We start from the raw sequence: 11,400 nt of genomic DNA, 5'->3' as shown, positions 1-11,400 counted from the left end.
GTCAGGCCGCCTTGACCCGGATCTGGGTGACGGTGATCGTCACCGGGGTGCCGTTGGGGGCGCACACCGCCTGGCTGTCCTGCAGCAGCAGCGGCGCGCCGTCGGAGCGCACGCGGGTCGCCCCGACCGTCCACTGCGCCGTCACGCACGGCAGCGAGCCGGCCGCCGTGGCGAACGGGCAGGCAGCGACCGTGTACGGACCGGACAGCGTGGTGGCCGGCTGTCCGCCGACCTTCACCCGGGGGCTGGGGACCGTCGGTGCGGCCTGGCCGCCGTGGGCGCAGAGCACCGTGGCGCCGGAGTGGAGGACGTAGCCGGGCATCACAGCACCTCCAGCGCGCCGTTGTTCAGCGACACCTGGGGGCCCTGCAGGGTGATCTTGGCGCCCATCCCGTCGTCGATCTCGACCCCTGTCGCGGTGAGCGCGAGCTTCTGGCCGGACGCCGTCTCCAGGGTGATCCCGCCGACGCCGGGGGTGTCGTCGAGCAGGATCGAGTGGCCCGCCCCGGTCCGCAGCATCACCTTCTTCGACGGTGGCGGCGGCGCGAGCAGGGTCGGCGGCATCTCGGCGGCGCTGCCCCACCAACAGCCGACCCAGATCGGATAGTCCGGGTCGCCGTGCTCGAACTCGATCCACACACCGGCCCCCACCTCGGGCACGGCGAAGAAGCCGACCTTGTCGCCACCGAACGGAGCGCACGGGAGCGCCCAGCCGGACTCCCGCTCGCCCATCACGTCCGGCACCCGGGCCCGGACCCGGCCGGTCATCAGCGGGTCCAGGTTGTCGGTGACGACGCCGCGGTACTTGCCGAAGAAGCCGGCGCCGTTCACGGCACGACCGCCGGCAGCGTCGTCCCGGTGCCCTCGCGGCTGATCCGGAAGCGCTGCGTGTACTCGCCGCGCACGAGCTCGTGGGTGACCGACTCGACGCTGTACAGCCCGTCGTAGGAGAGCCCGGCACCGCGGACGCCGACCAGCCGCCGGGCCCGGAGAACGTGCCCGTACCGCAGGGTGTCGAGTTCGCCGTCGCCGCTCACCGCGTTGCCGGTGTTGGTCGCCGCGGCGAGGAGTTCGGTCGCTGCCTTGAGTGGGTTCTGGTTCGCGACGTCGCGGACGATCGTGCGGCGCACGGCCGGGGCCGGGGTGGACGCCAGGGGCGGGATCTTCAGCGAGGGCAGCGGCGGGATGGGGATGCTGAGCTTGAAGAAGGGCTCGACGATCACCCCCGCCGGCGCGGCAGGCAGCAGGGAGTCGTGGGAGAAGTCCAGCGACCGCAGGTTGGTCGCCGCGCCCATGTCCTGGGTGAGCGCCGGCTGCGGGATGCCGAGCCGGTTCTCGGGCCCCCAGTGGGCCCTGTTCACCCCGAAGGTCACCGGCTCGATGTAGAACACGAAGCCGTTGCGCTCCGCGGTGCGGCGGAGGAAGCCGAGGTCGGTCTCCTGCTGGCTGGGCACCCGGTCGGTCTGGATGGGCACGTCCGTGGTGGGGGTGACCTCTGGGATGAGCCCGAACCGCGCGTACTTGGCGATGATCCGGGTCGCTATCACCGAGTCCGGCTGGTTGTCGAAACCGCCGTTCTGCTCCTCCAGGTCCATCTCCGAGGTGATGTCCTTGCCGGTCACGGTCAGCTCGCCGCTGGCACCGCCGGTCACCTTGACCTGGTGATGGGTGATCACGCCGTCGATGAGCACCTCCGGGACGACGCCGAGGACGACGCCGACGATCACCCGGGTGCCGGGACTGAAGGCCGGGTGCTTCAGCAGTCCGTAGTCCAGCGTGCTGTCCTTGCGCAGGGCGACGACGAGCTGGAAACCGTCCCCCGTCTCGTTGTCGTTGGTGACCTCGACCGAGACGAGCGACTGCAGCACCTCGTACGGGGCGGGCACCGGCACGGTCGAGCCCATCCAGAGGATCTGGCGGACGCCGAGCTCGCTGGTCAGTGGCATGGGGTCAGCCCCGCGCCATCGCGATGCGGATGATGCGGTCGACCGTCTCCAGCTCCTCCGGCCGGAGGACGGCGTTGGCATCGCACAGCCGCCAGAAGAGAGTCGGGTCGCCGGCGTAGCGAGCGGTGATGGTGTCCAGCCGGTCGCCTTCGGTGACCCGGTGCTCGGCGAGCGTCGGCAGGTCGTCCTGGGGTGGGATGACCCGTCGTCGCTTGTAGCGCAGCACCCTGTCGTTGCCGTCGGCGTCGGTGACCGTGCGCGTGGCGGTCTCCACGTCGAAGTAGCGGCTGCTGGGGTCGAACGCCATCACGATCCACCGATCCCTGCGACGTTGCCGATGAGGCCGGGCAGGGTGCCCGACGTCCCGATGAGGCCGAGCGCCTCGACGGCGATGTGGTTGGCCAGCGACAGCGCGCCGCCGGGGCTGAGCAGGCCGAGTTCGGCGTAGCTGAGCACCTTGAGGCCGAGGTCGACCTTGGCCTGGAGCGGGTTGAGCGCGAGGTCGAAGGCCTCCTCGGTGACCGAGAACTCGGTGATGGTCACCGGGATGATCCGGCGTACGCCCCAGACGAGCAGCGTGAGCGGCGCCTCCATCGGCAGGATCTCCACGATGCCCGCCCGGGCCAGCACCTCGTTGGCGACGACGACTGCCGACGACGGGTACAGCATCGCCTCCAGTGCGGCGAGGGCCGGCCGGATGCCCAGGCCCTCGGCGACGGGGTCGCCGGCCTCCAGTTGGTCGGTGGCGTCGATCTCCACGCTGAGCTTGACGGTCTCCTCGGGCGGGCCGGCGAAGCGCGGGGCGCTCGTCGGTCCCTCGCCGCCGGTGATCCGGGCGGTCAGGGTGCGGGTCAGCGTCGCCGGGTTGTACTGGAAGACGACGACGCGACCTGCGGGGTTGAGCGCCGACACCGTCGCCAGCGCACCCTTGAACACCGGCGGTGCCACCTGACTCGTCGCCATCACGACCTGCCTGTCTCGCCCGCGGGACACCTGCTCAGGCAACGGTGTCGCCGTTGTCGACCGTCTTGATGGCCGGCGTGCGCATGGTCGGGCCGACGTTCGGCGCCTGACTCCGCGACGAACGCAGGACGAACGGCGGGGCGGAGCCGAGCGATCGCCGTCGCCCTGTCACGCTCGACAGGACACATGGCGCCGTTCATGACTTCCCCGCCTTGGCCTTCTCGGCCTGGACAGCGATGGAGTGAGCCGCAATCGCCAGCTCCCGACCCGCACTCGTCTGCCGGGGCCGAGCCTGGAGCTGGCGTAGGTCCCAGCCGGCCGCTACCAGTGCCCGGAGGTCGTTGAACGTCGTCGCGTCATCCGTGACACGCACGCGACTCAGGTACTCGCGAATGACGGCCGAGGCCGGCCGCCCCAGAGTCTCGGCTATCGCTGTGAGCTCGTCCCGCTGCCGCTGGATCTCCTCCTCCGTCAACCTTTCGGTGGGTTCGTACACCCCGGTCGGGGCGAGAACGAAATCTGCGGCGCTCTTCAGAGCAGGGTCTAGGCGTGTGAGGACGTCGATGAGCAGAGGTGCGCAGCGGAAATAGCACGGTGCTCGGTTGATCGCCAATGCAAGTCGGGGGCGCTTTCCCAGCGCGATCCCGGCCCTGACCACGTCTAGAGCCGCGTCCCACCGGGTGGCAATGAGGTTCTCCTCCGCATGGTGACCCTTTTCGCTCAATGCCACCGTGCCGATCTTGTTTCCGTCGACCGACAAGGCCGCGTGCGTCTCGTTTCGCGGTTGGATCGCGAACAGGAGTTCATCGGGGTCGAGTGGATCGAAGATCTCCTTCCAGGCGATCACACGCTGCTCCGGATCACTGGCGGTCGCGAGGAATCGGCCCTGCAGCGTTGCTTCGTTCGTCACGTCGAACCACAGCGCAGCGAGTCCGCGCGGCTTGAACTCCCGGTGAACGCCATCGATGAGGTCGTTCAGCGCTTCAACGGTCGCGAGCTTGTTCTGAGTGGCGCGGGTGTACGCGGCAGCCAAGGCCGAGACCTTGACCTGCGGGTCAGCCGCCCCTGCAGCCACGGGTGCCGTTGAGTCCTGCTGCCCAGATTGCGTTCCCGCCCTAGCGGCGACACCGTCAGCGGCCGCGCCGGCCCTGCTCCTGCCGGTGAACAGGCCGATGACCCGGGTGATCAGCGCGTCGATCGCCCTGTCGATGAAGGCCTGGACGCGCTGGATGACCTCCCGGACGTCCTCCCCCACGTTGCCGAGGCCGAGCAGCCGGGCGAGCAGGTCGAGCGCTATGGGCACGAGGTCGCCGAGCACCGCCTCGACCTTGGCGGTCGCGGCGGTGAGCACCCCGCGGGCGATGTCGCCGATGCTGTCGACGACCGTCTTCACGAGCCCGGCGATCCGGGCGAGCTGGTCGCGGAGGAACTCGTACAGGTTCCACGCGGTCATCACCAGCTGGACGATCGCGCCGACCGGACCGAAGAGGGCCGGGATCTTCTTGATCACGGCGAGCACGACGCGGTCCAGCAGGAACGACTTGATCCCGTCGAACACCATGTCCGTGAGGCTGCTCAGGTCGGCCTTGATCTTCTCCCAGAGGCCGGACCAGCCCTCGTTCACCAGCGTGGTGATGTAGCCGCCGATGAACTCCAGCCGCGCCACGTTCCGCTCGCCGATGAGCTTGACGGCCTTGGCGCGGATCCGCTCCCACGTGAGCCCGAGGACCTGGCGCGCGAGGTCGAGCATGCCGAACAGGTCGAAGGTCTGCGGCACGGTGATGCCGGCGCTGCCCAGCGTGCCGGTGAGCCAGCCGATCACCCCGTTCCTCAGGTGCTCGCCGAACCTGTCGGCGAACCCCTGGACGCCGCCGACGAAGGCGTCCACGAGGTTGGACAGGAAGCCGAGCGGGTTGTCGACGATGAGTTCGAGGGTCTCCTGGGCCCGGCCGACGAAGGCGTAGAACGCCTCGGGATCGACGCCGACCAGCCCGAGCACCGCCTCGAGGACCTTGCGGGCCACGGCGCCCCAGTCCCCCGTGAGCGCGGCGCCGACCACGCTGAGGGCGAAGCCGATCGCGGCCTCGTAGGCGTCCAGGGCCGCGTTGATGCCGGCCCGCAGCCCCTCGACCAGCGCGCTGATGCCTGCCTTCAGACCCTCGGCGACCACGTCGACGGCGGCCCGGGCGGCGGCGACCGCCGCGTCGATGGCCGCGTTCAGCCGGGCGGCGAGCTCGGGGAAGAACGTCCCGACGAGGGTGTCGATGGCGGACTTCAGGAACTCCCCGAACGCCGCGATCGCGTCCTTGATGAACGTCGCGAGCCGGTCGATCACGCTCAGCGCGAGGGACTTCAGCGCGTCCAGGGCTGCGTTCACGGCGGCGCGGACCGCGTCGAATATCTCGCCGATCGCCGACACGAGCGCGTCGAAGGCGTCCTTGACGAAGCTGACGGCCCGGTCCCACCAGCTCTCGTCCTCGGCCTCGCGCTCGGCCCGGGCACGCTCCTCCTGCGCCCGCCGCTCGCCGTCGGTCACCTCGGCGGCGATGTCGGACTCCGCGGCGACGTACGAGCCGTCGATGGCCTGCTGCTCGGTCTGCACCTGACGGTCGATCACGGCCTCGTCGGCCTGCCGACGGCCGGCCGCCTCGCCACGGATCCGCTCGACCTCGGCCTGCTGGGCGTCGATCGCCGACTGGCGCTCCGCCTGGATCGTCGTCCGCGCGTCCGTGACCGCCGCGGTCTGCTCCGCCTGGGCCGTCTCGTTCAGCTCGGCCGCGCCCTGCTGGGCAGTGGCGACGGCCTCGTCGCGGGCGGCGTCGCGGGTGATCGTGGCCTCGTCGGCCTTCGCCGCGGCCTCGGCCATGCTCTCCTGCATGGCTGTCTGCTGCTGCTCGTCGAAGGTGAGCTGCACCTCGGGCGGGAGGCCCAGGGCGAGGTAGGCCTGCGGACCGTCCGGGACGGCGAGGGTCGCGGGCGCGGGCGGCTCGACCGGCTCCACCGCGTACGACTCCTGCAGTCCGGCCGGCTGGACCTGTTCCGGGCCGGGGCCGTCGACCACCGCCCGGACCGCCTCGTCCCGGGCGGCCGCGGCCTGGGTGGCGCCCGCCGCCTGCTGTGCCGCGATCCGCTCGGGGTCGGTCTCCCCGCCGAGCGGGATGGCCGGCGGCGGGCCCGGCGTCCTCGGGACCGACGGATCAGTGGTCCGGACCTCGCTCAACGTCTCGCCGATCGCGTCGGCGAGCTGCTCGGGTGCGGGTGCGGTGAGGTGCCCGAACGCGCTGCTGACACGGTCGTTCGCGGTGAACGGCGCCGCCTCGGGCACCTCCGCCAGCTCCGGCTCCGGCGCGGGCGCGACGGCTCCGGGCTCGAGTCGGACCTCCGCGGCCGGCGGGAGCTCCACCCGGAGCGACGCCGGCGGTGCGTCGTCCGTACCCGGCAGGGAGGCCTCGATCGGCGGCACCGCGCTCTGCCACTCCCGGGTCTCGGCCGGCAGCACCGTGTTCAGGTGCTCCGACAGCGACGCCGCCTGCTGCGCCTTGACCGTCGGCGCTGCGCTGACGTACGTCTCCAGCAGGTCACGCGCGCTGCCTGCGCCGGTCAAGGGCGCCGCCGCCTCGGCGGCGGCCGCCTCGCGGGCGGCCACCTCCTCGGCCGACACGGTGGGCTGCGCCGCCGGCGCGAGCGCGAACGCCTCGCCGGTCGGTGCGGTCTCGCCTCCGGCCGGCGCCGCACCCGCCTCGATGCCCGGCGCCGGCCGGGTCGGGCCGGCCGTCTCGGCAGGTGCCGGTCCCTCCGCGGCGGGAGCGGACGGCGGCGCCGCGTCGACGCTCGGCGGCGGCGCGGGCTCGGGTGCGGGCTCGGGCTCGACGGCGATCGTCGGCTCGGCGGTGATCGGCGGGCTCTGCAGCAGCAGGGCGATCGCGCTGAGGGCGAGTCCCTCGGTCGGTCCCACGGGCGCGCGCAGCGCCCGGAGCGCCTCGACCTCCGGTGCGGCGTGCTCGTCGACGATGCCGCCCGGGCCGGGCCCGCCGCGGCGGGCCTGCAGCGCATGGGTGACCTCGTGGGCGACGACGTCAAGCGGTGCCGACGGCGCGCGGAGGAAGACGTCGTCGCCGCGGGTCGCGGCCGTCGCACCGAGCGCGTTGAGCGCGTCGGTGACCAGGGGGCCGGACCGCACCCGGATCCAGCCGAGCGGCTGGCCGAAGTGCTGCTCCAGGGCCGCCGCGTACGGCAGGCCGTGCACCGGCTCGGCCAGCGCGGCGTCGAGCATCCGGCCGGCGCGCTGCTCGGCCGGCTCCTGGATCGTGATGCGGTCGAACCGGTGGACGCCCACCTCCCCGGCCGGGCCGCCGGGCAGGCATCCGCGAGGTGGCGTCCGGTCGCCCGACCGGGTCCGGCGGGCCGCCGGGCGGCGTTCGGCGACCGCACGGGCGGGCGTCATGCCGGTGCCCCTGGAGCCGCCGGCTCCTCGTAGAGGCTGAGGGCCAGGACGCGGGCCAGGCCCTGCTCCCCGCCCCGTCCGTCCCACGCCATCCCGCGGATCACCGCGAGCGGGGTCCGCGCGTCGCGGCTCCAGGTCTGTGGGACGCCGCGCTCGGCCACCACCGTCCGGACGGCGTCGGCGAGCGCCCGCCGCAGCGCGACGGCGTCGACCGCGTGCCGGCTCTCCACCACCAGCCGGTCGATCCGGACGGCGATGTCGAGGGGGGCGTCGGCCGCGGGGCTCATGTCCAGCCCCGGATCTCGGCGTCGGGCAGCGACCGCTCCAGCTTGGTGTACTCGCTCCGGGCCGCCGCCAGGACGTGGGCCATCCTCACCGGCTCCCCGCTCTCGGCGGCGGCGAAGGCGGCGTTCAGCGCGATGTTGCGGATGGTGCCGCCGGCGACGCTGAGCCGAGCGAGCTTGTCGAACGCCAGCCCCTCGGTCGGCGTCGCCGCCGGGAACGCCTCGCGCCAGATGAGCGCCCGCGCGGCCGCGTCGGGGAACGGGAAGCCGACGACGAAGCGGATGCGACGCAGGAAGGCCGGGTCCAGCGAGCTCTTCAGGTTGGTGGTGAGGATCGCCAGCCCCTCGTAGGCCTCCATCCGCTGCAGCAGGTAGCTGACCTCCAGGTTCGCGTAGCGGTCGTGGCTGTCGCGCACCTCCGTGCGCTTCCCGAACAGCGCGTCGGCCTCGTCGAAGAGCAGGACGACACCGCCGGCCGCCTCCGCCTCGTCGAAGATGCGGCCGAGGTTGCGCTCGGTCTCACCGATGTACTTGCTGACCACCCGGCTCAGGTCGATCCGGTAGAGGTCGAGCCGCAGCAGCTCCGCCAGCGCCTCCGCTGCCATGGTCTTGCCGGTCCCGCTCGGGCCGGCGAAGAGGACGGAGATGCCGAGACCGCGCCGGGTCTTCTCGGCGAAGCCCCAGCTGCCGTACACGCGGTGCCGCACCCGGGCGTGGGTGGCGATCTCGCGGAGGGCCTGCTTCTGCTGCCGGGGCAGCACCAGATCCGCCCACGCCGTCGAGTCGGGCAGGTGCTCGGCGAGGTGCCCCAGACGCGGGCGGCTCCGCTCGCGGCAGAGGTCCCACAGGATGCGGCCGGCGTCGGCTGCGTCCACGGGGTCCCGCAGGGCCAGCTCACCGAGCACCGCCCGCACGTCCCGGCCGGTGAGGGTGAACTGCCCGGCGATCCGCTCGATCCCGAGGTCCGGCTCCGGATCGGGCAGCACCGCACGCCAGGCCGCCAGCCGCTCGGGGAGCGGCGGGGGCTCGACGACCAGCCGGACGTCCTCGCGGCGCAGACCCGGCAGCGGTCGCCGGGCCAGGACCAGGGTGGGGCTGGCCAGCAGGTCGAGGAGGCGCACGACGCCCGCCACGGCCGGCGGCTCGTCGCCGACCGTGCTCGCGTCGACCACGAGCAGCAGGTCGGACAGCACGGCCTCGCGCTCCCACAGTCGGGCCAGCTGCTCGCGCTCGGGTGCGCCCGCAGGGACGTCGTCGGCGTGCAGGACGGCGAGCCCGAGGCCCAGCCCGGCCGCGACAGCGGCGGCGACGTCGCGTGCGCCGTCGTCCCGGCCGGTCAGTTGGACCAGGGGCATCCTGCCGAGCGGGACGGTCGCGGTGAACGCCCGGATCGCGCGCTCGGCCAGCAGCGCGTGACTGGGCGCCAGCTCGAACCGCTCGGCTGGCCGCTGGAGGACGTCGACCACGCCGTCGATCTCCGGGGCCAGGGTCTGCACGCCGGCCAGGAAGTGCACCACCCGCTCGGCTGCGCGCAGCGGGGCCTGGGACAGCAGGCCGCCCGGCGCAGGCTCCACCAGGCGCCACCGCCGCAAGGGGGCCGACGGCGCGAGCGCGCTCCAGTGGGCGTCCGGCAGCAGCGCGAGCGCGGTGCCGAAGGTCGGCTGCCCGCCAGCTCCTGCCCGGCGCAGCGCGTCGACGAACTCGGCGTCGAGCTCGACACCGGCGCACATGAGCAGCACATCCCGCTCGAAGGCCGAGAGGCCGAACGCCGACGCGAGCGCCTGCAGGGCCGGGGGCCGCGGCATCTCGCGGGCGAGCTCGTCGAGATCGGGAGACGCCGCGACCGCGTCAGCCCCGCCGCCGACGACCCTGCCCAGCCGGTGCAGTGCCGATGAGAGATATGCCTGGTTGGCCTCGGTCCAGCGGCTCGTCGTGGCGGTCGTCATGGCACGGTCACCGCCGGGCCGACGTACTGCCCCTCGGTCGGACTCCCCGGCGTCGTGTCGACGGCCAGCACGGTCTCGGCGCCGTCGACGGTGACCCGGATCAGGTAGTCGCCCGCCGGAACGGCGACGAACGGCAGGTCGAGGTCGACGGTCTGGTCGGGCTCGCCCTCGGCGTCGCGGCGCTCGTCCTCGAACACGAACGACCGCCCCGTGCCACCCGGCACGGCGTTGAGCAACAGCGTCACCTGCTGCCGGCTGCCGACCGGCGGCTCGACGCTGACCGCCAGCCCGCCTGAGCGGAGCTGGGTCTCGGAGTCGGTCTGCACGTCGTGGACGGCGCCGGCGGCGAGCGGCAGCAGCCGGGGCTGGATCACGACGGGGAAGACGCTCGACTGCCCGGCCAGCCGGGGCCGGGGCGGTTCCCCCATGAGCCGACGGTGGATCACCCGGAGGCCGGTGACCCCGGCGCGGACCTGCGCCGGCACCTGGACCTCGATCCTGGTGCCGGAGACGTCCTGCGGATCCGGTGTCACCTCGACCCCGCCGAAGGCCACCACGGTGATCTCCTCGCCGCGGAGCTGGTTCCCGGTGATCAGCAGCGTCGTGCCGGCCCGGATCGGGCTGGACGGGGGACCGTCGGCCACCGCCCGCCCGATGACGGGCCGGAGCACGGTGGTCGCGAGGATCCGGCGCTCGCGCACGGGCAGAGCGCGGGTCGGCGTCTCGTCGGCCGTGAGGAGGACGACGCACGCCTCGTACGCGACCGAGAGCCGGTAGGGCGCCTGGAAGAAGCTGGACCACAGCGTCGACAGCTCGTCCACGGTGAGCGGCAGCGGACTGACCCGGACGAGCTCCACCTGCTCGGCGAGGTCGGACAGGCCCAGCGGGTGGTCGGGCGCCTGGGCCAGCACCTCGGCGATCGTGGCCTCGATCCGGGCCCGCGTCAGGAGGGGCACCGCCTCCAGCGTCCGGACGACGCTGCCCAGCATCCGGTGCGGCGCCAGCTGCGCCTCGTTGCCGACGAACGTCAGGAGGTAGTGCAGGTTCAGCCCTATCTGCGGTCGCTGGTACAGCTGCCCCGTGGGCGAGCGGGTCGGCACCGCGGTGTTCCGCCACGACGGGTTGGGCTCCACCCGGTAGAGGAAGAGGCGCACCTCCGGATCGGCATCGTCGGTGGCCGTGGCGTCGGGCCGCGCCGGGACGACCTTCGCGGCGTCGAAGTCGCGCTTCAACCGGTCGTCGAGCAACTCGACCAGCGTCTGGGTCGCCGCGGCGACGGCGAGGTGGTTGCTCATCGCCACGCCTCCCGGCGCAGGTAGTCCTGCAGCGACAGCCGAGGCTGCGGCCGGCGCGGCTGCGGCGGCGGGACCGGTGACGGCGGTGCGGCGGGCGGCGGGACCGGTGACGGCGGTGCGGCGGGCGCCCGGACCTCGACGCGGCCGATCGAGACGGTGACCTGGACAGGCGCCGACGGCGTCTCGCGTCCGCCCGCGGGGAGAACGCGTTCCGCGTCGACGCGGGCCGCCGGCTCCGCCGGCCGCGCTGCCGGGACGACCGTCCGGGCGCTCGCCGGTTCGGTCACCGGGGAGCGGCTCGCGGGCGGCGGCGCCGTCCCGACCCGCTCCGGCACCGGAGCGGGCGCGGGCGCCACGCGCTCGCGCGGTGCTTCGCTCGGCGGCTCCGGCCGTCGGTCCCGGGACGAGGGGGCCAGGGGCGAGGACCCGGGCTCGGCGGAAGCGCGGGGCACGTTCGGCAGGGACGACGTCGGCGGCGCCACGGCTAGCCGTGGCACCGCTGCTTCCCGGCGCACTGGCGGG

At 73.4% G+C, this 11,400-nt stretch carries 9 protein-coding genes; all 9 read right to left on the bottom strand.

What is annotated here, in order from left to right; genetic code table 11:
* Nucleotide 1: 1 nt before the first annotated feature.
* The gene (locus tag ACI8AA_RS01570; RefSeq protein ID WP_457042758.1) at nucleotides 2–322 is read right to left on the bottom strand and encodes a hypothetical protein; all 321 of its coding nucleotides are present in this window, start codon (nucleotides 320–322) and stop codon (nucleotides 2–4) included.
* Complete coding sequence (locus ACI8AA_RS01565) at nucleotides 322–831, bottom strand: phage baseplate assembly protein V (protein WP_457042757.1); 510 nt, start codon at nucleotides 829–831, stop codon at nucleotides 322–324. Before ACI8AA_RS01565 ends, ACI8AA_RS01570 begins: the two co-directional genes overlap by 1 nt.
* Nucleotides 828–1,946: a hypothetical protein gene (locus ACI8AA_RS01560; protein ID WP_457042756.1), complete on the bottom strand. Its 1,119-nt coding sequence runs from the start codon at nucleotides 1,944–1,946 to the stop codon at nucleotides 828–830. Before ACI8AA_RS01560 ends, ACI8AA_RS01565 begins: the two co-directional genes overlap by 4 nt.
* 4 nt (nucleotides 1,947–1,950) lie before the next feature.
* Nucleotides 1,951–2,253, bottom strand: coding sequence for a LysM domain-containing protein (locus ACI8AA_RS01555; protein WP_457042755.1), 303 nt, complete (start codon nucleotides 2,251–2,253; stop codon nucleotides 1,951–1,953).
* Complete coding sequence (locus ACI8AA_RS01550; protein ID WP_457042754.1) at nucleotides 2,253–2,909, bottom strand: hypothetical protein; 657 nt, start codon at nucleotides 2,907–2,909, stop codon at nucleotides 2,253–2,255. The genes ACI8AA_RS01555 and ACI8AA_RS01550 overlap by 1 nt, the downstream gene beginning before the upstream one ends.
* Before the next feature lie 196 nt (nucleotides 2,910–3,105).
* Nucleotides 3,106–7,353, bottom strand: coding sequence for an eCIS core domain-containing protein (locus ACI8AA_RS01545; RefSeq protein WP_457042753.1), 4,248 nt, complete (start codon nucleotides 7,351–7,353; stop codon nucleotides 3,106–3,108).
* Complete coding sequence (locus ACI8AA_RS01540; protein WP_457042752.1) at nucleotides 7,350–7,640, bottom strand: hypothetical protein; 291 nt, start codon at nucleotides 7,638–7,640, stop codon at nucleotides 7,350–7,352. Before ACI8AA_RS01540 ends, ACI8AA_RS01545 begins: the two co-directional genes overlap by 4 nt.
* Entirely contained in the window at nucleotides 7,637–9,583 is a 1,947-nt protein-coding gene (locus ACI8AA_RS01535) for an ATP-binding protein (protein ID WP_457042751.1), read from the bottom strand. Before ACI8AA_RS01535 ends, ACI8AA_RS01540 begins: the two co-directional genes overlap by 4 nt.
* On the bottom strand, nucleotides 9,580–10,878 hold the full coding sequence (locus ACI8AA_RS01530; RefSeq protein ID WP_457042750.1) for a Pvc16 family protein: 1,299 nt from the start codon (nucleotides 10,876–10,878) through the stop codon (nucleotides 9,580–9,582). Before ACI8AA_RS01530 ends, ACI8AA_RS01535 begins: the two co-directional genes overlap by 4 nt.
* Nucleotides 10,879–11,400: the final 522 nt, after the last annotated feature.

Source organism: Geodermatophilus sp. SYSU D01180 (genome assembly GCF_054050415.1).
Note: the sequence above shows the minus strand (reverse complement) of the source record. Positions and strands in the feature narration are given on the sequence as shown.

Excerpts from the sequence above, each read along its gene's own strand:
- ACI8AA_RS01560 (WP_457042756.1), bottom strand. The coding sequence starts at position 1,946 with ATGCCACTGACCAGCGAGCTCGGCGTCCGCCAGATCCTCTGGATGGGC.
- ACI8AA_RS01550 (WP_457042754.1), bottom strand. The coding sequence starts at position 2,909 with ATGGCGACGAGTCAGGTGGCACCGCCGGTGTTCAAGGGTGCGCTGGCG.
- ACI8AA_RS01555 (WP_457042755.1), bottom strand. The coding sequence starts at position 2,253 with ATGGCGTTCGACCCCAGCAGCCGCTACTTCGACGTGGAGACCGCCACG.
- ACI8AA_RS01540 (WP_457042752.1), bottom strand. The coding sequence starts at position 7,640 with ATGAGCCCCGCGGCCGACGCCCCCCTCGACATCGCCGTCCGGATCGAC.
- ACI8AA_RS01535 (WP_457042751.1), bottom strand. The coding sequence starts at position 9,583 with ATGACGACCGCCACGACGAGCCGCTGGACCGAGGCCAACCAGGCATAT.
- ACI8AA_RS01570 (WP_457042758.1), bottom strand. The coding sequence starts at position 322 with ATGCCCGGCTACGTCCTCCACTCCGGCGCCACGGTGCTCTGCGCCCAC.
- ACI8AA_RS01530 (WP_457042750.1), bottom strand. The coding sequence starts at position 10,878 with ATGAGCAACCACCTCGCCGTCGCCGCGGCGACCCAGACGCTGGTCGAG.
- ACI8AA_RS01545 (WP_457042753.1), bottom strand. The coding sequence starts at position 7,353 with ATGACGCCCGCCCGTGCGGTCGCCGAACGCCGCCCGGCGGCCCGCCGG.